The organism is Streptomyces sp. NPDC052079 (genome assembly GCF_040680275.1).
Taxonomy (GTDB): Bacteria; Actinomycetota; Actinomycetes; order Streptomycetales; family Streptomycetaceae; genus Streptomyces.
Genome location: NZ_JBFAWL010000001.1, coordinates 166,759 through 187,856 on the forward strand (window position 1 = coordinate 166,759; position 21,098 = coordinate 187,856).

Consider the following 21,098-nt stretch of genomic DNA (forward strand, 5'->3'; position numbering starts at 1 on the left):
CATGGCGCAGCTCAGGATTACGCAGGTCAAGTCCTACATCGGCAGCAAGCAGAACCACCGTGACACCCTGCGCTCCCTTGGTCTCAAGGGGATCAACACGCAGGTCGTCAAGGAGGACCGTCCCGAGTTCCGCGGCATGGTGCACACCGTCCGCCACCTCGTGACGGTCGAGGAGGTCGACTGATCATGGCGGAGCAGAACCCGCTCAAGATCCACAACCTCCGTCCCGCCCCCGGCGCCAAGACCGCCAAGACCCGTGTCGGTCGTGGTGAGGCGTCGAAGGGTAAGACGGCCGGTCGTGGTACGAAGGGCACCAAGGCCCGCTACCAGGTTCCGGAGAGCTTCGAGGGTGGCCAGATGCCGCTCCACATGCGTCTCCCGAAGCTGAAGGGCTTCAAGAACCCGTTCAAGACCGAGTTCCAGGTCGTCAACCTGGACAAGCTCGCCTCCCTCTACCCCGAGGGCGGGGAGGTCACGGTCGCGGACCTGGTCGCCAAGGGTGCCGTGCGCAAGAACAGCCTCGTCAAGGTCCTCGGCCAGGGCGAGATCTCCGTGGCGCTGCAGGTGACGGTCGACGCCGTCTCCGGCTCCGCCAAGGAGAAGATCACCGCCGCCGGCGGTACCGTCACCGAGCTCGTCTGATCACTTCAGGTGTCTTGATGACGTAGAGCGATCCCGACCGGGGATACTCCACATTTGGGGTATCCCCGGTTGGTCGTTCCTAGGGCGGCATGGTCGCCGGTAAGGTGGCCTGCGCTGCCCATTGACCTCGGGGGCCCCTGGCGGGCACTCAGGGCGGCAGTTGACCGTTACGTATTCGTCCTTAGTCGGAATCTCAAGACCGTCACCCTTGACGCAGTTGCGCGGGGGGTCGCAGGAGGCACCGTGCTCACCGCGTTCGCCCGGGCGTTCAAGACGCCCGACCTGCGCAAGAAGCTGCTCTTCACGCTCGGCATCATCGTGGTGTACCGCGTCGGTACAAACGTTCCCATTCCGGGCGTCGACTACCGCAACGTCCAGACCTGTATCGACAACGCCGAGGCCAATTCGGGTCTGTTCGGTCTGGTGAACATGTTCAGCGGCGGCGCGCTGCTCCAGATCACGATCTTCGCGCTGGGCATCATGCCGTACATCACCGCGGCCATCATTCTGCAGCTGCTGACGGTGGTGATCCCGCGCCTGGAAGCCCTCAAGAAGGAGGGTCAGGCCGGTACGGCGAAGATCACGCAGTACACCCGTTACCTCACGGTCGCGCTCGCCATCCTGCAGGGCACCGGCCTGGTGGCCACCGCCCGCAGTGGCGCCCTGTTCCAGGGCTGCCCGGTCGCGAGCCAGATCGTCCCGGACCAGTCGATCTTCGTCACCGTCACCATGGTGATCACCATGACCGCCGGTACGGCCGCGGTCATGTGGCTCGGTGAGCTGATCACCGACCGCGGCATCGGCAACGGCATGTCGATCCTGATGTTCATCTCGATCGCCGCGACCTTCCCCTCCGCCCTGTGGGCCATCAAGGAGCAGGGCAGCCTCGCCGGCGGCTGGATCGAGTTCGGCACCGTCATGCTCGTGGGCTTCGTCATGGTCGGTCTGGTCGTCTTCGTCGAGCAGGCCCAGCGCCGGATCCCCGTGCAGTACGCCAAGCGGATGGTCGGCCGCCGCTCCTACGGCGGCACGTCGACGTACATCCCGCTGAAGGTGAACCAGGCGGGTGTGATCCCCGTCATCTTCGCCGCGTCGCTGCTCTACATCCCGGCGCTGGTCGCCCAGTTCTCGAGCGGCAACGCCGGCTGGAAGACCTGGATCGAGAAGAACCTGGCGGACCCGGGGGCGACGCCGCACATCATCCTGTACTTCCTGCTCATCGTGTTCTTCGCCTTCTTCTACGTCGCGATCTCCTTCAACCCCGAGGAAGTCGCCGACAACATGAAGAAGTATGGTGGCTTCATCCCGGGCATCCGGGCTGGCCGACCGACCGCTGAGTACCTCAGCTACGTACTCAACCGGATCACCTGGCCGGGTTCGCTGTACTTGGGCCTGATCTCTCTCGTGCCGACAATGGCGTTGGCTGGTTTCGGGGCAAACCAGAACTTCCCGTTCGGCGGGACCAGCATCCTGATCATCGTGGGTGTGGGTCTCGAGACGGTGAGGCAGATCGAGAGCCAGCTCCAGCAGCGCAATTACGAAGGGTTCCTCCGCTGATGCGAATTGTCCTCGTCGGGCCGCCGGGTGCTGGAAAAGGTACGCAGGCCACCCGCCTTGCCGAGAAACTGCGCATCCCGCACATCTCCACCGGTGACCTATTCCGCGCCAACATCAGCCGGCAGACCGAACTCGGGAAGCTCGCGAAGTCGTACATGGACGCGGGCAATCTCGTCCCCGACGAGGTCACCATCGCCATGGCCAAGGACCGCATGCAGCAGCCTGACGCCCAGGCCGGCTTCCTGCTGGACGGCTTCCCGCGCAATGTGTCGCAGGCCAAGGCGCTGGACGAGCTGCTGCAGACCGAGGGCGTCAAGCTGGATGCCGTACTCGACCTGGAAGTCCCCGAGGACGAGGTCGTCAAGCGGATCGCCGGGCGCCGGGTCTGCCGCAAGGACTCGTCGCACGTCTTCCATGTGACGTACAGCCCGCCGGCGCAGGAGGGCGTGTGCGACGTGTGTGGTGGCGAGCTGTACCAGCGCGACGACGACTCCGAGGAGACGGTGCGCAAGCGGCTGGAGGTCTACCACACGCAGACCGAGCCGATCATCGACTACTACCGGGCGCAGGGGCTGGTCGTGACCATCTCCGCATTGGGGCCGGTCGACGAGGTCACCAAGCGGGCGCTGGAGGCGCTGAAGAGCGTGAAGTAGTTCTTGTACGTCGATTGCAGCCGCGGTCCTTCGCTCGAGGGCCGCGGCTGTGGTCTGCCGGGGGACGAGCGGGACGGTGGCACGGCCGGCCGTGGATCGTGCCCCGTATCGTTGGAAGCGTTCGTCATCCCCCGTGGTCCCAGAAAGGCCGTCGTCCCCATGGTGCAGATCAAGAGCCCTGAGCAGATCGCCAAGATGCGTGAGGCGGGGCTGGTCGTCGCCGCCATCCACGCGGCCACGCGGGAGGCCGCCGTGCCCGGGGCCACGACGAAGGATCTGGACCTGGTCGCCCGCAAGGTGCTCGCCGAGCACAACGCCCAGCCGAACTTCCTCGGCTACGGCGGTTTCCCGGCGACGATCTGCACCTCCGTGAACGAGGTCGTGGTCCACGGCATCCCCTCCGACGACGTCGTCCTCAAGGATGGTGACGTCATCTCCGTCGACTGCGGCGCGATCGTCGACGGCTGGCACGGTGACGCCGCCTACACGGCGTTCGTCGGGTCCGGTCACTCCCCGGAGCTGATCGAGCTGTCCCGGGTGACCGAGGAGTCGATGTGGGCCGGCATCGCGGCCATGAAGCAGGGCAACCGGCTCGTCGACGTCTCCCGGGCGATCGAGACGTACATCCGCCGCCAGCCCAAGCCGGGCGGCGGCAAGTACGGGATCATCGAGGACTACGGCGGCCACGGCATCGGCACCGAGATGCACATGGACCCGCACCTGCTGAACTACGTCGAGCGCAAGCGGGGCAAGGGCCCCCGGCTGGTCCCCGGCTTCTGCCTCGCCATCGAGCCGATGGTCTCCCTGGGCACCCCGAAGACGGAGGTGCTCTCCGACGACTGGACCGTGATCACCACCGACGGCACCTGGTCGTCGCACTGGGAGCACTCCGTCGCCCTCACCGAGCAGGGACCCCTGGTCCTGACGGCTCCCGACGGCGGCAAGGCCAAGCTGGCGGAGATGGGGATCACGGCCGCCCCGGACCCGCTCGGTTAAGGATCAGCTCGATGGGGCAGACTTTTCGATTCGTGTTTTCCGGGTGCGCTGACGTAGACTGACTCGTCGGCTCTTGTGCACCCGCATGTCCGCATGTGCTCACCACGGTGCACGCCGGAGTCGATCAAGGTAGTCGATTCGAAGGGCGAAGCGTGGCCAAGAAGCAAGGTGCCATCGAGATCGAGGGCACTGTCGTCGAGTCTCTTCCGAACGCGATGTTCAAGGTGGAGCTCCAGAACGGCCACCAGGTCCTGGCACACATCAGCGGCAAGATGCGTATGCACTACATCCGCATCCTCCCTGACGACCGGGTCGTGGTGGAGCTGTCTCCGTACGACCTGACGCGTGGCCGGATCGTCTACCGGTACAAGTAGATCTTGCCCGCGCCCCGGTCCGCCGGGGTGATGGCACTGACCCGGAGAACCTCACATCCCATGAAGGTCAAGCCGAGCGTCAAGAAGATCTGCGACAAGTGCAGGGTGATCCGCCGTCACGGCCGGGTCATGGTCATCTGCGACAACCCGCGCCACAAGCAGCGCCAGGGCTGACCGCAGCACTGATCCACCCTCTGCGCCTTCCGCAGAACTTCGCGCGACGCGAGCAACACACGTTCATACGCAGGTCCCGAGCCGTGTACGGCTCGACACCCCCGGCTCGGAGGCCGGGGACCCAGTTCGTACCTGGTACGGCGGCTGGGAGTCGGCCCTGTGGAAGACCTCCGACAACCAACTGGAGCCATTGAATGGCACGCGTTTCCGGTGTTGACATCCCGCGCGAAAAGCGCGTGGAGATCGCCCTCACCTACGTGTTCGGCATCGGCCGGACCCTTTCGCAGCAGACGCTGGCCGCCACCGGCGTCGACCCGAACACCCGCGTTCGCGACCTCTCCGAGGAGCAGCTCGTCGCGATCCGCGAGTACGTCGACAACAACATCAAGACCGAGGGTGACCTCCGTCGCGAGATCCAGGCCGACATCCGCCGCAAGGTCGAGATCGGCACCTACCAGGGTCTGCGTCACCGTCGCGGTCTGCCCGTCCGCGGTCAGCGCACCAGCACCAACGCGCGTACCCGCAAGGGCCCGCGTCGCGCCATCGCCGGCAAGAAGAAGCCGGGCAAGAAGTAGTCCACAGCGGACGTCTGTCCACGGTCTTCGCTGTAGGACCGACCACCTCCCGTAGGAGATAAGAGATGCCCCCCAAGGGACGTCAGGGCGCTGCCAAGAAGGTGCGCCGCAAGGAAAAGAAGAACGTCGCTCACGGCCACGCGCACATCAAGAGCACGTTCAACAACACGATCGTCTCGATCACGGACCCGTCCGGCAACGTGATCTCCTGGGCCTCCGCCGGCCACGTCGGCTTCAAGGGTTCCCGGAAGTCCACGCCGTTCGCCGCGCAGATGGCCGCCGAGTCGGCTGCCCGCCGCGCCCAGGAGCACGGCATGCGCAAGGTCGACGTGTTCGTCAAGGGCCCGGGCTCCGGTCGTGAGACCGCGATCCGTTCCCTGCAGGCCACGGGCCTCGAGGTCGGCTCCATCCAGGACGTCACCCCGACCCCGCACAACGGCTGCCGCCCGCCGAAGCGCCGCCGCGTCTGACGCCACGGCCGCTTCGTTCGGCCTCGGGTTCCGGGCGGTACGGCTCGCAAGGGCCGTATCGCCCGTACCCTTGCAGTACCCGCACTTTTCACCGGGTGCGGTTTCCGTCGGACGTCAAATAGCGGGCGTCCACGAAAGAAGGATCTGATCCACACATGCTGATCGCTCAGCGTCCCTCGTTGACCGAAGAGGTCGTCGACGAATTCCGCTCCCGGTTCGTGATCGAGCCGCTGGAGCCGGGCTTCGGCTACACCCTCGGCAACTCCCTCCGCCGCACCCTCCTGTCGTCGATCCCCGGCGCTGCTGTCACCAGCATCCGCATCGACGGCGTCCTGCACGAGTTCACCACCGTGCCGGGCGTCAAGGAGGACGTCACCGACCTGATCCTCAACATCAAGCAGCTGGTCGTCTCCTCGGAGCACGACGAGCCGGTCGTGATGTACCTGCGCAAGCAGGGCCCGGGTCTGGTCACCGCCGCCGACATCGCGCCCCCGGCCGGTGTCGAGGTGCACAACCCCGACCTCGTCCTCGCCACGCTCAACGGCAAGGGCAAGCTGGAGATGGAGCTGACGGTCGAGCGTGGCCGCGGTTACGTCTCCGCTGTGCAGAACAAGCAGGTCGGTCAGGAGATCGGCCGCATCCCGGTCGACTCGATCTACTCGCCGGTCCTCAAGGTCACCTACAAGGTCGAGGCGACCCGTGTCGAGCAGCGCACCGACTTCGACAAGCTGATCGTCGACGTCGAGACCAAGCAGGCGATGCGTCCGCGCGACGCCATGGCGTCGGCCGGTAAGACGCTCGTCGAGCTGTTCGGCCTCGCCCGTGAGCTCAACATCGACGCCGAGGGCATCGACATGGGTCCGTCCCCGACGGACGCCGCGCTCGCCGCCGATCTTGCGCTGCCGATCGAGGAGCTGGAGCTCACCGTCCGGTCGTACAACTGCCTCAAGCGTGAGGGCATCCACTCCGTGGGTGAGCTCGTCGCGCGCAGCGAGGCCGACCTGCTGGACATCCGCAACTTCGGTGCGAAGTCCATCGACGAGGTCAAGGCGAAGCTGGCGGGCATGGGCCTGGCGCTCAAGGACTCGCCTCCCGGGTTCGACCCGACCGCTGCGGCGGACGCCTTCGGGGCGGACGACGACGCGGACGCCGGGTTCGTGGAGACCGAGCAGTACTGAGCGCTCCGGGAGGAGGGCCGTACTGCGGCTGCGGGCCGGTTGTGGCCGGTCGCGCAGTTCCCCGCGCCCCTTTGGGGCGCGGACCCTCCGGGCGTCCGAGACGGCGCCCGGATCTCCGACAGGCGACCGCCTGCTCGGATACTGACCCCGGTACCTGATACGGCCGGGGCAGACACACAGGAGAGACATCATGCCGAGGCCCACCAAGGGTGCCCGTCTGGGCGGCAGCGCCGCGCACGAGAAGCTCATGCTCGCGAACCTCGCGAAGTCGCTTTTCGAGCACGGCCGCATCACCACCACCGAGGCGAAGGCGCGCAAGCTGCGTCCGTACGCCGAGCGTCTGGTCACCAAGGCGAAGAAGGGCGACCTTCACAACCGCCGTCAGGTGCTCCAGGTCATCACGGACAAGAGCATCGTCCACACGCTCTTCACCGAGATCGGCCCGCGGTACGAGAACCGTCCCGGCGGCTACACCCGCATCACCAAGATCGGTAACCGCCGTGGCGACAACGCGCCCATGGCCGTCATCGAGCTGGTCGAGGCGCTGACCGTGCAGCAGTCGGCGGTCGGCGAGGCCGAGGCCGCGACGAAGCGCGCGGTCAAGGAAGACGCCCTCAAGAAGGACGAGGCCGTCGAGGCCCCGGCCGAGGTGACCAAGGACGACGAGTCCAAGGACGCCTGAGGCTCTGCCTGAGCGGGCCTGTCCCCTTCCGGGGGGCGGGCCCGCTCTCGTGTGTCCGTGCGGGTGAGAGGATCGCGGTGTGAGTGACGAAGTGCAGCCAGGGTTCGTACGGGTCCGTCTGGACCTGTCCTACGACGGGACCGAGTTCTCCGGCTGGGCCAAGCAGGCCGGCGGCCGGCGGACCGTGCAGGGGGAGATCGAGGACGCGCTGCGGACCGTGACACGGTCCGGCGGGACGACGTACGAGCTCACCGTGGCGGGGCGGACCGACGCCGGTGTCCATGCCCGGGGGCAGGTCGCGCATGTCGATCTGCCGCGGGAGGTGTGGGCCGAGCACCACACGAAACTGCTGAAGCGGCTCGCCGGACGGCTGCCGCGGGATGTGCGGGTGTGGGCGCTCAGGGAGGCGCCCGCCGGTTTCGACGCGCGGTTCTCCGCGATCTGGCGGCGCTACGCCTACCGGGTCACCGACAACCCCGGGGGAGTGGACCCGCTGCTGCGGAGCCATGTGCTGTGGCACGACTGGCCGCTCGACGTCGACGCCATGAACGAGGCCGCGCGCGGGCTGCTGGGGGAGCACGACTTCGCCGCGTACTGCAAGCGACGCGAGGGCGCGACGACCATCCGCACGCTCCAGGAGCTGCGTCTGGAGCGGGGCGACGACGGGATCATCACGGCGACCGTCCGCGCGGACGCCTTCTGCCACAACATGGTGCGCTCGCTGATCGGCGCGCTGCTGTTCGTCGGCGACGGCCACCGTCCGCCGGACTGGCCCGCGAAGGTCCTCGCGGCGGGCGTACGGGACTCCGCCGTCCATGTCGTACGCCCGCACGGCCTGACCCTGGAGGAGGTCGGCTACCCGGCCGACGAGCTGCTGGCCGCCCGCGGCAGGGCGGCCCGCAACAAGCGGTCCCTGCCGGCGGCCGGCTGCTGCTGATCCCGTCCCGGCGGCGGCGCTACTCGTTCGCCGCCGCCGACGCCTGGGCCTCGCCCCTGCGGCGGATCTGACGGAACGTGAACTCCTGGAGGTCGTCGCCGGTGGCGAAGACGGCCTGGTCCTTCGTCGTCACGTCCTTGCCGTCCGTGAAGCCGGCCAGTGTGAAGTAGGCGTAGCGGCCGTAGGAGTTGGTCGTCGAGCGGCAGACCGCGCCGACGCAGAAGTCCTTGACGCCGCCCCCCGACAGCGACTTGATGATGCTCTTCTTGTCGGCCTGCTGCTTGGCCTTGCTCGCCTGGGCCTCGGTGTCGAAGACGGCCACGCCGACCGTCACCGCCACCTTGTCCTTGGTGTAGGTGACCCGGATCAGGCGGGTGCAGTCGTTGTCGGTGAGGACCCCCGGAAGCGTGGCCTTCGCGGCCGAGGCGCAGTTCTTGGTGTCGGCCGTCGGCCCCTTCTTGTACACCGTCTCCCCCATGGTCAGCTGTGTGCCCGGGAAGAGGATGTCGGGGCTCAGCGGGGCCTTGTCCTTCTTCGCGCTGGCGATGAAGTCCTTCGGGTCCAGCGGCGGCGGGGCGCTCGTGGGGGCGAACGACGGGACCGTGCCCGTGGGGCTCGGTAGGTCGGAGGCCCCGGGAAGCTGCGAGGAGGCGCCCGGGGAGGCCTGGTTGCTTCCGTTGGCCGAGACGACGGCGACCGCCACCGCCGTGCCTATCGCGACGGTGGCGAGTGCGCCGCCGCCTATGAACAGCAGCCGGCGCCGCTTGGCGCGCGCCTCCGACGCGTCGGCGAGCGCCGCCCAGTCGGGTGACTGGCCGGCGCCGCCGCCGCTCCACGGCTGCTGGGAATTCGGTTTCCAGGGATCCCACTGCGGTGGAGGTCCCCCCTGCCCAAAGCTCATGGGCCGCATCTTAGACGGGGCAAGGGGTGTGCTGGTCCGCCTCAACCGGCCCGGCAGGCCCTAGCGTTGCCCGCATGGTGACGGGCAAAAGCGACATCTCCGGGTGGTTGGTACGACCTGCGGGCGGCTCCGCGTGGGCCGGACTCGCGGCCGTGCTGGGGGCGCTGACGGTTCATACGGTGCTGGTGACCTCGGACGGAGGCATGGACAACGCGATTGTCGTGAACGCGGCGCGGACCTGGCTGGACGGTGAATCGCCGTACGACGACCGGCACTTCCTCTATTTTCCCAGCGCCGTCATGGCCGCCGTCCCGCAGGCCCTGCTGCCGCGCTCCGTGCTCGATGTGCTGGTACCGGTGACCGTGACCGTCGCCCTTGCCCTGGGCTGGGCCTGTGCGCTGCTGCTGCACCGCGTGCCGCTGCGCAGCAGGCTCGCCGCCCTCGGACTGCTGGGCCTCGCGGCGGGCTTCGCGCCGTTCGGACAGCTGGTGCGGCTGGGGAACTGGACGGTGACGGCCGTGCTGGCACTGCCGCTGTGCCTGCTGCTGGTGAGCCGGGGCCGGTGGGTCGCGGCGGGCGCGGTCATCGGGGTGGCGGTGGCGCTGAAGCCGCTGCTCCTGCCGATGGCGCTGCTGTTCCTCTTCGCGCGGCGGTGGGCGGCGCTGGCCCTGGTGGTCCTGGTGCCGGCGGTCACCTCGGTGGTCGCCGCGCTGTTCCTGCCCGACCCCACGGGCTTCCTCACCCGCACTCTGCCCTTCCTGGTGACCGGCGACGACGCCTTTCTGCGGCTCTACGAGGCATCGCCGGCGGCCGTGCTGCCCCGCCTCGGGCTGCCCCAGGGCCCGGCCACGGGGCTCGCCCTGGCGGCGGGCGCGGCGGGCGTGGTGTGCGCGTACCGGCGCTGGCGGGGGCCCGGGCCGGTGGCGCTGCGGCTGGCGGAGACCTCGGCGGGGCTGATGCTGTCGGCGTTCCTCGTCTCGCGGCCCTCCTACAACCACTACCTCCTGGTCGTCCTGCCGCTGCTGCTCGCCGGCCTGCCGTACGCCGGTGCGGTGGCCCGGCGGCCCTGGTTCTGGCTCGCCCTGGTGCCGCAGCTGCCGGGGATCACCTGGCCATGGCTGGAGTCGGGGCGGCGGCGGGCGTTCCGGGACGCGATCACGCTGGGTGTGCTGGCGGTGACGGTCGCGTATCACTCCGTGCGCGGGGCCACGGGGGCGCGTGGGGCCGGCGGGGCGGGCGGGGCTCCGGAGGCGCCTGGGGAGCCTTCGGAGGAGTCGAGGGGGCGGCGTTCGGCCGTAGGGTGGGTACCGGCCGATGAGCGGCGGGGCTCGTTTTGACCCGTCCGGTCGAGCATGGGTATTCTTCAGGTTCGTTGTGTGTAGTGGCTTGCTCATTCTCACGTGAGGGGCCCTTACACCGGTCCACCGGACCGATGACCAGCGACCAGCACGCGGTTTGCGTCACCGTGGTGCGGTCAAGGCTGTCGATCGTCTTCGGTGACCTTGTCAGGACCATTCACTGAAGAAGCGAAGGCTACGAACCGTGCGTACGTACAGCCCCAAGCCCGGCGATGTGACGCGCCAGTGGCACGTCATCGACGCTCAGGACGTCGTCCTGGGTCGTCTGGCCTCCACTGCGGCCTCCATCCTGCGCGGCAAGCACAAGCCGATCTACGCGCCCCACGTCGACACCGGTGACTTCGTCATCATCATCAACGCCGACAAGGTGCACCTCTCCGGCAACAAGCGGACCCAGAAGATGGCGTACCGCCACTCGGGTTACCCGGGCGGTCTGCGCTCGGTCCGCTATGACGAGCTGCTGGAGAAGAACCCCGAGAAGGCCATCGAGAAGGCCGTCAAGGGCATGCTCCCCAAGAACACCCTGGGCCGTCAGATGCTCTCGAAGCTGAAGGTCTACTCGGGCGACCAGCACCCGCACGCTGCCCAGCAGCCGGTGCCGTTCGAGATCACCCAGGTCGCGCAGTAAGTCCGGCCACCCCCTAAGACTGAAGAGAATCTGAGGAGAATCGTGGCCGAGACCACTGCCGAGCAGCCGCTCGAAGAGCTTGACATCGACAGCTACACCACCGAGTCCGAGGCCCCCGTCGAGGGCGAGTACACCTCGGAGTCCATGGCCTCCCGCTTCGGCGAGCCCCAGCCGGCCGCCGGCCTGGGCCGCCGCAAGAACGCGATCGCCCGCGTCCGGATCGTTCCGGGCTCCGGCAAGTGGAAGATCAACGGTCGCACCCTCGAGGACTACTTCCCGAACAAGGTGCACCAGCAGGAAGTCAACGAGCCCTTCAAGGTGCTCGAGCTCGAGGGTCGTTACGACGTCGTCGCCCGCATCTCGGGTGGCGGTGTCTCCGGTCAGGCCGGTGCGCTCCGTCTGGGTGTCGCCCGTGCGCTGAACGAGGCGGACGTCGACAACAACCGCGGCCCGCTGAAGAAGGCCGGCTTCCTCACGCGCGACGACCGTGCGGTCGAGCGCAAGAAGGCCGGTCTGAAGAAGGCCCGCAAGGCCCCGCAGTACAGCAAGCGCTAAGCACAGGGCGCTCGCGCGTACTCCGAACGCCCCGGCGGCACGCCACAGTGCTGCCGGGGCGTTCGTTTATTCACTGCCGTGGGCGTATAACGGCACAAGGCGCTCAAACGCTAGTGTGATCGAATGGTCTCGTGTCGCGGCCGCTGCTGCGGCGTGCGGCGGGCTCGGGAACGGTGTGGGTCCGGAGTCGCGGAGCCGCATTCGTATGACGACCGTCGAACACATCACAAGCTTCAATCAGTGGCACAACCGTCGGCCGTGCGGCCGGGTCCAACGCCTCGGCAGGATCCTGGTGACGGGGCGCTGGCTCGGCTGTCGATACTGACGCATCCTCAGGAGGACAAGTGGGACGACTCTTCGGCACGGACGGCGTGCGCGGTGTCGCCAACGCGGACCTGACGGCGGAGATGGCGCTCGGCCTGTCCGTCGCCGCGGCGCACGTGCTGGCCGAGGCGGGCACGTTCGAAGGGCACCGGCCCACCGCGGTGGTCGGGCGTGATCCACGCGCCTCCGGGGAGTTCCTCGAGGCCGCCGTCGTCGCGGGCCTCGCCAGCGCGGGCGTGGACGTGCTGCGCGTCGGTGTGCTGCCGACGCCGGCGGTGGCCCACCTCACCGGCGCGCTCGGCGCCGACCTCGGTGTGATGCTCTCCGCCAGCCACAACGCCATGCCGGACAACGGCATCAAGTTCTTCGCCCGCGGCGGTCACAAGCTCGCCGACGAGCTGGAGGACCGGATCGAGTCCGTGTACGAGGAGCACCGCACCGGCGCGCCCTGGGACCGCCCGACAGGCGCGGGCGTCGGCCGCGTGCGGGACTACGAGGAAGGGCTGGACACCTACGTCGCCCACCTCGTCGGCGCGCTTCCGAACCGCTTGGACGGCCTGCGGATCGTCCTCGACGAGGCGCACGGAGCCGCCGCGAAGGTCTCGCCCGAGGCGTTCACCCGGGCCGGGGCCGAGGTCGTCACCATCGGTGCGGAGCCGGACGGGCTCAACATCAACGACGGGTGCGGCTCGACGCACCTCGACCGGCTGAAGGCCGCGGTCGTCGAGCACGGTGCCGCGCTGGGTATCGCGCACGACGGTGACGCCGACCGGTGCCTGGCCGTGGACCACACCGGTGAGGAGGTCGACGGCGACCAGATCCTCGCGGTGCTCGCGCTGGCGATGCGGGAGCGGTCCGCGCTGCGGTCGGACACCGTGGTCGCGACGGTGATGTCCAACCTCGGTTTCAAGCTCGCCATGGAGCGGGAGGGGATCCGGCTGGTGCAGACCGCGGTCGGTGACCGGTATGTGCTGGAGGAGATGAAGGACAAGGGCTACGCGCTCGGCGGCGAGCAGTCCGGCCACGTCATCGTCCTCGACCACGCGACGACCGGTGACGGCACGCTGACGGGTCTGCTGCTCGCGGCGCGTGTCGCCGGGACCGGGCGTACGCTGCGGGACCTGGCGTCGGTGATGGAGCGGCTTCCGCAGGTGCTCATCAACGTGCCGGACGTGGACAAGTCCCGGGTGAAGACGTCGGCGGAGCTGACGGCGGCGGTCGGTGAGGCGGAGCGCGAGCTGGGGGAGACGGGGCGGGTGCTCCTGCGCCCCTCGGGGACGGAGCCGCTGGTCCGTGTCATGGTCGAGGCGGCGGACATCGACCAGGCCCGCTCGGTGGCTGGTCGGCTGGCGGACGTGGTGAAGTCGGCGCTGGGGTAGGTGCGGGTTTCGGGTCGTACGCCTGCGGCGCAGCTTTCCGTTCGGTGAGGGCTTGGGTAGCGCCTACGACCGGTGGGTGGGTCGGGGCCGGGGTGAGGGTGTCCGTCCTCGGACCGGCGCGCTGCGGTTGGTTGGTGGGGTGGATGGTGCGGACGGGCCGGCCACTGCGGGCGAACACCCCCACCCCGTCCCCTTCCGTCGGCGGGCGGCAAGACCCCGGCCGTCCCCTTCCGCCCGCTGCCGGTCCCGGCCGGTCACCTGCCTGCCGCTCCTGCGGGCAGCAACCCCCCGGCTGCTTCCGTGGGCAGCCACCCGGCCGCTTCCGCGGGCAGTCGTGCCTCCCCCAGTGCCTTAAGGGCCTGGGAGGTACCCCCAGGGCGATGGGGGTCCCGCCGCTCGAGCGAAGTCGAGAGTGGGGGAGGGTGGGCGGGACGGCACCCCGTGGGCGCCGGGCTGCGCAGGCTTCCCCCGGGCCACACCGGCGCCGGGGCGGGTGCAAGCACCGGTTTGAGGGCCCGTCCCCGGGCCACACCGGCGCCGGAGCGGTGCACATGCGCCGGGTTGGAGGGCGCCCCCGGCACGGCTCAGGCAGCGCCGCGGCTCCGCAGGCGTTCGTGCTGCTTCGACCACAGCCACTTCTGCGTCAGCAGCGTCAGCGTTCCCGCCAGAACGATCCCGAGCAGGTTGAGCAGCAGTTGCTCCGTGGAACCCCGCGTCTGCACGGTGTCTCCGTAACTCAGCGCCACGGCCGCGTTCGCCGCGGCCGGCACCGTCGTCACCGAGATGGCGACCCCCACCAGCGCTCCGGACTTCGCGGACGTCAGCGAGAGCGTGCCCGCCGTTCCGGCCAGTACCGCCACCACGAAGGAGAACCAGTCGGGGGCGTACACGAAGCCCGTCTGCGGCCGCTCCCCCTTCAGTTGCTCCTGGGTGAACAGCCCGACCGCGTCCATGAAGAGGCTGAACCCCACCGTCACCGCCATCGCCACCGCGAAGCCCACCAGCAGCGCGATCACCGAACGCAGCGCGAGGCGCGGCCGGCGCTGCACCATCGCCGTGGAGATGCCGGCCAGCGGGCCGAACTCCGGGCCCACCGCCATCGCGCCCACGATCAGGACCGCGTTGTCCAGCACCACACCGCACGCCGCGATCATGGTCGCCAGCGTGAGGAACGCGAGGTAGGTGACCGACAGGGTCGACTCCTCGTGGGTGGCCTCGGTGAGGTGCTCCCACAGCACCGCGTCCGCGCCCTCGCCCGGCGCCTCCTTCTCCGCCCGCTCCGCGCGCTCCGACAGCATCAGATCGACGTTCTCCACGGCGATGGAACCGGTCGTGTCCAGCCCGAGCCGCTGCAAGCCGCTCAGCAGGTCGTCGGCGGACTCCCGGGCCACATCGCACATCACGACGTCCCCGGCGGGATCGCGGGCGGCACCCGACAGTACGCAGAGGTGCGTGGTCCCTATCGTCCCCTCGATCAGCCGGACAGCGTCCTCGGTCTGCTCGGCCGGTGTGATCAGACGCAGATGCAGCATGGCGGCAGCGTAGCCGTCGGTGGGGGGTGGGCCGGGGCAGGACGTGGAGAGCTCATCCGCGGTCCCTGGCCGGGCGGTTCACAGTTTGCGCAGGCTCAGGCGCTGGACCTTGTGGTCCGGGCCCTTGCGCAGAACCAGAGTGGCCCGGCCTCGCGTGGGCGCGATGTTCTCCACCAGGTTCGGCTTGTTGATGGTGCGCCACATCGTCCGCGCGTAGTCCAGCGCCTCCTCCTCGGACACCTGGGTGTACTTCCGGAAGTACGAGGAGGGATCCTGGAACGCCGTCTCCCGCAGCCGCTTGAAGCGATGGAGATACCAGCGCTCGATGTCCTCCGCGCGCGCATCGACGTACACACTGAAGTCGAAGTAATCGGCCAGCCCCACCCGCGTACGGCCGTCCTTCCCGGGCAGGGCCGGCTGGAGAACGTTGAGCCCCTCGACGATCAGGATGTCCGGCCGGCGCACGGTGAGCTTCTCGCCGGGGACGATGTCGTAGATGAGGTGGGAGTAGACCGGGGCCGTGACCTCGCCCTTGCCCGCCTTGATGTCGGCGACGAAACGCGTGAGCGCCCGGCGGTCGTAGGACTCGGGGAACCCCTTGCGCGACATCAGGCCGCGTGCCTGGAGCTCCCTGGTCGGCAGCAGGAAGCCGTCCGTGGTGACCAGCTCCACGCGCGGGTGCTCCGGCCAGCGGGACAGCAGGGCGCGCAGCAGCCGGGCCACCGTGGACTTGCCGACGGCCACGGAACCGGCGACCCCTATGACGAACGGCGTGCCCGACTGGGAGCCCTGCTCGCCGAGGAACGTGTTCAGCGCGCCCCGCAGACCGTCGGTGGCGCCGACGTAGAGGTTGAGCAGCCGGGAGAGCGGCAGGTAGATGTCCCGTACCTCGTCGAGGTCGATGACGTCACCGAGACCGCGCAGCCGCTCGACCTCGGCGGCCGACAGCGGCAGTGGGGTCTTGTCGCGCAGCGCGCTCCACTCGGCGCGGGTGAGGTCGACGTAGGGAGTCGCCTCCGGCCGCTGCCGGTGGGCGCTCCGGGGCATCGAGGAGACCGGAGAGATCACAGTCCATTGTTAACGGAGTTCGAACGGGGCGACAGGTGGGCTGCGTCACGCCCGTTCGCCGGATCACGTGCTGATCACGGTCGGGTACCGGGTGGCCGCTGGAAGATCATTTGGCCGGTCCCTGTCATTACAGTGCGCGCAAATGCGATGCGGATTCCTCCGCCACCTTCGAGAAAGAGTCCCCCGTGAGAACCAGCGCCGTCCGTCGTACCGTGCTCGCCGCCTCCGCCGCCGCGCTCGCCCTCCTCGTCACCGCCTGCGGTGGCTCCGGTGACAAGGCCGACGAGGGCAAGGGCAAGGCCGACTCGACCGCCTCCGCCGCGCCGGCGGGCAAGGCGGCCACCGCCGCCGAGCTGGAGAAGGCCGCGCTCGCCCAGTCGGACGTCAAGAGCGGCAAGGTCGCCACCAAGCTCCCGGCGACGGACGACATCGCCGAGGACCAGGTCACGTCGGACGACCCCGCCTGTCTTCCGCTGGCCCACGCCCAGGCCGGTGTCGCCCAGGGCGAGCCCGCCGCGACCGTGAAGCGCTCCTGGACGGGCGAGCCCACCAAGCCCTCCGCCGGCACGGACCCGGAGGAGGCCCTGATGGCCTCCCTCGACGTGGACAAGATGCTGATCAACCTCGCCTCCTACGACGGCGAGGGCGCCGCCCAGGCGATGAAGGGTCTGGCGACCGCCGCCGAGAAGTGCGCGGGCGGCTTCAAGGCCACCGTCGCTGGTGAGGAGGCCAAGGTCGTCAAGGTCGCCACCACCGCCGCGCCCGAGGGCGGCGACGAGGGCACCGCGATCACCCTGACTGTGGCCGCCGACGAGGACGTCAAGGCGGCTAACAAGATCGTCGTGGTGCGCAAGGGGTCCACCCTCGTGTCGTTCAGCGCGGTGAACCTTGCCGCCATGGCCACCGGCGAGGACTTCGACGTCCCGGCGGACGTCGTCGCCGCCCAGGTCGGGAAGCTCAGCTGACGTTCCCCGCGTTTCCTTCCCACCGGTGCCTCGCGCACCGGTGGGAATTTCCGATTTCGGGCAGGCGGAGGCCTTTTTCGGCGGCTGATGGACCGTAGGCTGCCGGGCATGTGCGGAATCGTGGGATACGTGGGGTCGCAGTCGGCGCTGGACGTCGTGACGGCCGGACTGAAGCGACTGGAGTACCGGGGCTACGACTCGGCGGGCGTCGCCGTGCAGGCCGACGGCGGACTGGCCACGGCGAAGAAGGCCGGGAAGCTGGTCAATCTGGAGAAGGAGCTGGCCGACCGGCCGCTGCCGGCCGGGACGACCGGGATCGGACACACCCGCTGGGCGACGCACGGCGGTCCGACCGACGCCAACGCCCATCCGCATATCGACAACGCGGGCCGGGTCGCCGTCGTCCACAACGGCATCATCGAGAACTTCGCGGCCCTGCGCGAGGAACTGGCCGGGCGCGGTCACGAGTTGCACTCCGAGACGGACACCGAGGTCGTCGCCCATCTGCTCGCCGAGGAGTTCTCCGCCTGCGCCGACCTCGCCGAGGCGATGCGGCTGGTGTGCCGGCGGCTGGAGGGCGCCTTCACCCTGGTCGCCGTGCACGCCGACGAGCCGGACGTGGTCGTCGGCGCGCGCCGCAACTCGCCGCTCGTGGTGGGCGTGGGGGACGGGGAGGCGTTCCTCGCCTCCGATGTCGCCGCCTTCATCGCGCACACCCGCGAGGCGATCGAGCTGGGCCAGGACCAGGTGGTCGAGCTGCGCCGGGACGCGGTGACGGTCACCGACTTCGACGGCGGCGCGGCCGACATCCGCGAATACCACGTCGACTGGGACGCCTCCGCCGCCGAGAAGGGCGGCTACGACTACTTCATGCTCAAGGAGATCGCCGAGCAGCCGAAGGCCGTCGCCGACACCCTGCTGGGCCGCATCGACGCGTCGGGTTCGCTGACGCTGGACGAGGTCCGGATTCCGGCGAGTGTGCTGCGCGAGGTCGACAAGGTCGTCATCGTCGCCTGCGGTACGGCCTTCCACGCCGGGCTGATCGCCAAGTACGCCATCGAGCACTGGACGCGGATCCCGTGCGAGGTGGAACTGGCGAGCGAGTTCCGTTACCGGGACCCCATCCTCGACCAGCAGACCCTGGTCGTCGCCATCTCGCAGTCCGGCGAGACCATGGACACGCTGATGGCGGTGCGGCATGCCCGCGAGCAGGGCGCGCACGTGCTGGCGATCTGCAACACCAACGGCTCCACCATCCCGCGCGAGTCGGACGCGGTGCTGTACACGCACGCCGGGCCGGAGGTCGCGGTCGCCTCCACCAAGGCATTCCTGACCCAACTGGTCGCCTGCTATCTGGTCGCCCTGTACCTGGGCCAGGTGCGGGGCACCAAGTGGGCCGACGAGATCAGCGCGGTGGTGCGGGATCTGTCCTCGATCTCCGGTGCGGTCGACCGGGTTCTGGAGACCATGGAGCCGGTGCGGGAACTGGCCCGGTCGCTGGCGGGGAAGAACACCGTGCTGTTCCTGGGCCGGCACGTGGGCTACCCGGTGGCGCTGGAAGGGGCGCTGAAACTGAAGGAGCTCGCCTACATGCACGCGGAGGGCTTCGCGGCGGGTGAGCTGAAGCACGGTCCGATCGCGCTGATCGAGGACGACCTGCCGGTGGTGGTGGTCGTCCCGTCGCCGAGGGGGCGGTCCGTTCTCCACGACAAGATCGTCTCCAACATCCAGGAGATCCGGGCGCGCGGTGCGCGGACGATCGTCATCGCGGAGGAGGGGGACGAGGCGGTGGTGCCGTACGCGGACCATCTGGTCCGGATCCCGGTGGCCCCGACGCTGCTCCAGCCGCTGGTGGCGACGGTGCCGTTGCAGGTGTTCGCGTGCGAGCTGGCGACGGCCCGGGGCAACGAGGTGGACCAGCCGCGCAACCTCGCGAAGTCGGTGACGGTGGAGTAGGCGGCGGTCACGCGGCGGCCCAGGTGGGGGCGGGTGTGCGGCCGCGGGTTCCGGTGGTGAAGGATGGAGCCGTGGAACAGGCGGAACAGGAAGTATCCCGGGAACCGCGGCTACGGATGATGCGCAGGGCGCTCACCCCCGTGCGGGTGGCGGTCGGCGGGCTCGCGGCGGCTGTTCTGGTGGCCGGTTTCCTGGTTGTGGACTCCCACCGGATCGACTCCGCGCCGCGCGGCGGCGACCCGGAGTGTTCCGACGTCGTGGACCGGCTGCCGGAGAAGGCCGGCGGCCGGTCGCGGGACTGGGCCCTCGGGGACGGTGTCGCCTCCTGGGGCGACCGCTCGCTGACACTCCGCTGCGGAGTCGCTGAACTCCAGCCCAATGTGAATCTCTGTGTGACGGCCGACGGGGTCGACTGGGTGCTGGACGAGGACAGGCTGAAAGCGGACGGTGTGAGTGTGCTCACCACCTACGGGCGCTCTCCGGCGGTGGAAGTGACCTATGACGGCCCGCGGCAGGACGTCGGCGGCGTCCTCGTCGATCTGAACGATTCCGTGGAGCCGATTCCGCAGCAGCGTAAATGCGTCGGGGTCGGCGACATCCTGTAGGGGCTGCTTCGGGGGGCCGGACCGGCGGGCCGCCGTAGGGTTCCCGTATGAGCATCATCGGAGTCGGGATCGACGTGGCCGAGGTCGAGCGTTTCGCGGCGTCCTTGGAGCGGACGCCCGGACTGGCCCGGCGGCTCTTCCTGGAGAGCGAACTGCTGCTGCCCAGCGGTGAGCGGCGCGGTGTCGCCTCCCTCGCCGCGCGGTTCGCCGCCAAGGAGGCGCTGGCCAAGGCGCTCGGGGCGCCCGTGGGGCTGTACTGGACCGACGCCGAGGTGTGGTGCGAGGACAGCGGGCAGCCGCGGCTGCGGGTCAAGGGGACGGTGGCCGCCCGCGCCGCCGAACTGGGCGTACGGTCCTGGCATGTGTCGCTCAGTCATGATGCCGGGGTGGCCTCGGCGGTTGTCGTCGCGGAAGGGTGAGACCGTTGTTCGCCTTCCCCGGGGTCGGGGTGGACCTGCCGGTATGGGGTGATGTGTTCCTCGTTGTGGCCGCCGTGCTCACCATCGTCTTCGCCCTCGTACGCTTGGTACGGAACCGCCGTCGGTGACTGCCATGCGTGTATCGGCCGGACGGGGGTAGACGCGAGGAGCCGGTGCCCGGAGCGGGGCCGATTCACGAGGAGGGGTGACTGTGACGTCGACGATGGCGCGGACCGACCGAGCTCTGAGCGTGACCGAGCTGCCGGAGGTCGCCGAACCCGGCCAGGTCGCGCCGCAGGACGCACGAGAGCTGTCCAAGCAGTTCTTCCGCAGGCTGACCGAGCTGGAAGAGGGCACGCACGAGTACCAGTACGCGCGCAACACGCTGATCGAGATGAACATGTCCCTCGTCCGCTACGCGGCGGGCCGGTTCCGCAGCCGCGGTCCGGAGGAGATGGAGGACATCGTCCAGGTCGGCATGATCGGGCTGATCAAGGCGATCGACCGGTTCGAGCTCTCCCGCGAGGTGGAGTTCACCTCCTTCGCGATCCCCTACATCGTCGGCGAGATCAAGCGGTTCTTCCGGGACACCTCGTGGTCCGTGCATGTGCCGCGCAGGCTCCAGGAGGCCCGGGTGCAGCTCGCCCGCGCCACCGAGGAACTGCGCAGCCGGCTGGGCCGTACGCCCACGACCGCCGAGCTCGCGCAGCTGATGAGCCTGACCGAGGAAGAGGTCAACGAGGCCCGGATCGCCTCCAACGGCTACAACTCCGCGTCGCTGGACGCCGCCATCGGCAGCGAGCCGGACGGCGAGAGCGTGCTCGCGGACTTCATCGGCACCGAGGACGCCGCGCTGGAACTCGTCGAGGACTTCCACGCGCTCGCCCCGATGATCGCCGAACTCGACGAGCGTGAGCGCAAGATCGTCCACTGGCGGTTCGTGGAGGAGCTGACGCAGGCGGAGATCGGCGAGCGGCTGGGCTGCTCCCAGATGCATGTGTCGCGCCTGCTCTCCCGCACGCTGAAGCGGCTGCGCGCGGGGATGCTCAGCACCGCCTGAGGCGGCGGCGCGCGCAGGACCTACGCACGGGGTGCGGCTCGGTGAGCCGCACCCCGCGTCCGTCATGGCGATGCGTCAGGCGAACGGCTCCGCCGATACGGGATCCGGTC

At 69.3% G+C, this 21,098-nt stretch carries 24 protein-coding genes; 21 read left to right on the forward strand and 3 right to left on the reverse strand.

Going from position 1 to position 21,098, the window contains the following annotated elements:
• Nucleotide 1 precedes the first annotated feature (1 nt).
• The 12 genes from rpmD to truA all read left to right on the forward strand — a co-directional run bounded on the left by rpmD (nt 2) and on the right by truA (nt 8,238).
• Nucleotides 2–184, forward strand: a complete 183-nt coding sequence (gene rpmD, locus AB0L56_RS00875) for a 50S ribosomal protein L30 (RefSeq protein ID WP_004927226.1) — start codon at nt 2–4, stop codon at nt 182–184.
• A 2-nt stretch (nt 185–186) separates the two neighbouring features.
• A complete protein-coding gene (gene rplO / locus AB0L56_RS00880; protein ID WP_361036906.1) occupies nt 187–642 on the forward strand; it encodes a 50S ribosomal protein L15 in 456 nt (151 codons plus the stop codon).
• Between the two features lie 243 nt (nt 643–885).
• On the forward strand, nt 886–2,199 hold the full coding sequence (gene secY / locus AB0L56_RS00885; protein WP_361036908.1) for a preprotein translocase subunit SecY: 1,314 nt from the start codon (nt 886–888) through the stop codon (nt 2,197–2,199).
• Complete coding sequence (locus AB0L56_RS00890) at nt 2,199–2,852, forward strand: adenylate kinase (RefSeq protein WP_361036910.1); 654 nt, start codon at nt 2,199–2,201, stop codon at nt 2,850–2,852. The genes secY and AB0L56_RS00890 overlap by 1 nt, the downstream gene beginning before the upstream one ends.
• A gap of 159 nt (nt 2,853–3,011) precedes the next feature.
• Nucleotides 3,012–3,848 (forward strand): type I methionyl aminopeptidase, encoded by an 837-nt coding sequence (gene map / locus AB0L56_RS00895; protein ID WP_365417480.1) that lies wholly within the window; start codon nt 3,012–3,014, stop codon nt 3,846–3,848.
• A gap of 152 nt (nt 3,849–4,000) precedes the next feature.
• Complete coding sequence (gene infA, locus AB0L56_RS00900) at nt 4,001–4,222, forward strand: translation initiation factor IF-1 (protein ID WP_003948620.1); 222 nt, start codon at nt 4,001–4,003, stop codon at nt 4,220–4,222.
• Nucleotides 4,223–4,282: 60 nt separating this feature from the next.
• Nucleotides 4,283–4,396 carry a 50S ribosomal protein L36 gene (gene rpmJ / locus AB0L56_RS00905; protein ID WP_003974245.1) on the forward strand — a complete coding sequence of 38 codons (114 nt, stop codon included), beginning with the start codon at nt 4,283–4,285 and terminating at the stop codon, nt 4,394–4,396.
• Nucleotides 4,397–4,590: 194 nt separating this feature from the next.
• A complete protein-coding gene (gene rpsM / locus AB0L56_RS00910; RefSeq protein ID WP_004984507.1) occupies nt 4,591–4,971 on the forward strand; it encodes a 30S ribosomal protein S13 in 381 nt (126 codons plus the stop codon).
• A gap of 65 nt (nt 4,972–5,036) precedes the next feature.
• Nucleotides 5,037–5,441, forward strand: coding sequence for a 30S ribosomal protein S11 (rpsK, locus tag AB0L56_RS00915; RefSeq protein WP_003956432.1), 405 nt, complete (start codon nt 5,037–5,039; stop codon nt 5,439–5,441).
• Nucleotides 5,442–5,596: 155 nt separating this feature from the next.
• Nucleotides 5,597–6,619, forward strand: coding sequence for a DNA-directed RNA polymerase subunit alpha (locus AB0L56_RS00920; protein WP_003966937.1), 1,023 nt, complete (start codon nt 5,597–5,599; stop codon nt 6,617–6,619).
• Nucleotides 6,620–6,809: 190 nt separating this feature from the next.
• On the forward strand, nt 6,810–7,301 hold the full coding sequence (gene rplQ / locus AB0L56_RS00925; protein ID WP_361036915.1) for a 50S ribosomal protein L17: 492 nt from the start codon (nt 6,810–6,812) through the stop codon (nt 7,299–7,301).
• A gap of 79 nt (nt 7,302–7,380) precedes the next feature.
• Entirely contained in the window at nt 7,381–8,238 is an 858-nt protein-coding gene (gene truA, locus AB0L56_RS00930) for a tRNA pseudouridine(38-40) synthase TruA (protein WP_365417483.1), read from the forward strand.
• A gap of 19 nt (nt 8,239–8,257) precedes the next feature.
• On the opposite strand, the gene AB0L56_RS00935 is transcribed toward truA, so the two are convergent.
• Nucleotides 8,258–9,139: a hypothetical protein gene (locus AB0L56_RS00935; protein WP_361036919.1), complete on the reverse strand. Its 882-nt coding sequence runs from the start codon at nt 9,137–9,139 to the stop codon at nt 8,258–8,260.
• Between the two features lie 74 nt (nt 9,140–9,213).
• Between AB0L56_RS00935 and AB0L56_RS00940 the strand changes: the two genes are divergently transcribed.
• The 4 genes from AB0L56_RS00940 to glmM all read left to right on the forward strand — a co-directional run bounded on the left by AB0L56_RS00940 (nt 9,214) and on the right by glmM (nt 13,383).
• Nucleotides 9,214–10,476: a glycosyltransferase 87 family protein gene (locus AB0L56_RS00940; RefSeq protein WP_365417485.1), complete on the forward strand. Its 1,263-nt coding sequence runs from the start codon at nt 9,214–9,216 to the stop codon at nt 10,474–10,476.
• 205 nt (nt 10,477–10,681) lie between these two features.
• Entirely contained in the window at nt 10,682–11,125 is a 444-nt protein-coding gene (rplM, locus tag AB0L56_RS00945) for a 50S ribosomal protein L13 (RefSeq protein ID WP_190166836.1), read from the forward strand.
• Nucleotides 11,126–11,167: 42 nt separating this feature from the next.
• Nucleotides 11,168–11,680: a 30S ribosomal protein S9 gene (gene rpsI / locus AB0L56_RS00950; RefSeq protein WP_361036923.1), complete on the forward strand. Its 513-nt coding sequence runs from the start codon at nt 11,168–11,170 to the stop codon at nt 11,678–11,680.
• A 344-nt stretch (nt 11,681–12,024) separates the two neighbouring features.
• Nucleotides 12,025–13,383 carry a phosphoglucosamine mutase gene (gene glmM / locus AB0L56_RS00955; protein ID WP_365417490.1) on the forward strand — a complete coding sequence of 453 codons (1,359 nt, stop codon included), beginning with the start codon at nt 12,025–12,027 and terminating at the stop codon, nt 13,381–13,383.
• Between the two features lie 584 nt (nt 13,384–13,967).
• Here the strand turns inward: glmM and AB0L56_RS00960 are convergent.
• Both AB0L56_RS00960 and coaA read right to left on the reverse strand, forming a co-directional pair.
• Complete coding sequence (locus AB0L56_RS00960) at nt 13,968–14,915, reverse strand: DUF389 domain-containing protein (protein ID WP_365417493.1); 948 nt, start codon at nt 14,913–14,915, stop codon at nt 13,968–13,970.
• A gap of 78 nt (nt 14,916–14,993) precedes the next feature.
• Nucleotides 14,994–15,962: a type I pantothenate kinase gene (gene coaA, locus AB0L56_RS00965; RefSeq protein WP_361036980.1), complete on the reverse strand. Its 969-nt coding sequence runs from the start codon at nt 15,960–15,962 to the stop codon at nt 14,994–14,996.
• Nucleotides 15,963–16,168: 206 nt separating this feature from the next.
• Between coaA and AB0L56_RS00970 the strand changes: the two genes are divergently transcribed.
• The 5 genes from AB0L56_RS00970 (at nt 16,169) to AB0L56_RS00990 (ending at nt 20,988) form a co-directional block, all read left to right on the forward strand.
• Nucleotides 16,169–16,948 carry a hypothetical protein gene (locus AB0L56_RS00970; RefSeq protein ID WP_365417495.1) on the forward strand — a complete coding sequence of 260 codons (780 nt, stop codon included), beginning with the start codon at nt 16,169–16,171 and terminating at the stop codon, nt 16,946–16,948.
• Between the two features lie 108 nt (nt 16,949–17,056).
• Nucleotides 17,057–18,904 (forward strand): glutamine--fructose-6-phosphate transaminase (isomerizing), encoded by a 1,848-nt coding sequence (gene glmS, locus AB0L56_RS00975; RefSeq protein WP_365417498.1) that lies wholly within the window; start codon nt 17,057–17,059, stop codon nt 18,902–18,904.
• A 71-nt stretch (nt 18,905–18,975) separates the two neighbouring features.
• Nucleotides 18,976–19,509 carry a DUF3515 family protein gene (locus tag AB0L56_RS00980; protein WP_365417501.1) on the forward strand — a complete coding sequence of 178 codons (534 nt, stop codon included), beginning with the start codon at nt 18,976–18,978 and terminating at the stop codon, nt 19,507–19,509.
• A gap of 47 nt (nt 19,510–19,556) precedes the next feature.
• The gene (locus AB0L56_RS00985; RefSeq protein ID WP_361036934.1) at nt 19,557–19,928 is read left to right on the forward strand and encodes a holo-ACP synthase; all 372 of its coding nucleotides are present in this window, start codon (nt 19,557–19,559) and stop codon (nt 19,926–19,928) included.
• Nucleotides 19,929–20,151: 223 nt separating this feature from the next.
• Nucleotides 20,152–20,988 carry an RNA polymerase sigma factor SigF gene (locus tag AB0L56_RS00990; protein ID WP_361036982.1) on the forward strand — a complete coding sequence of 279 codons (837 nt, stop codon included), beginning with the start codon at nt 20,152–20,154 and terminating at the stop codon, nt 20,986–20,988.
• Nucleotides 20,989–21,098: the final 110 nt, after the last annotated feature.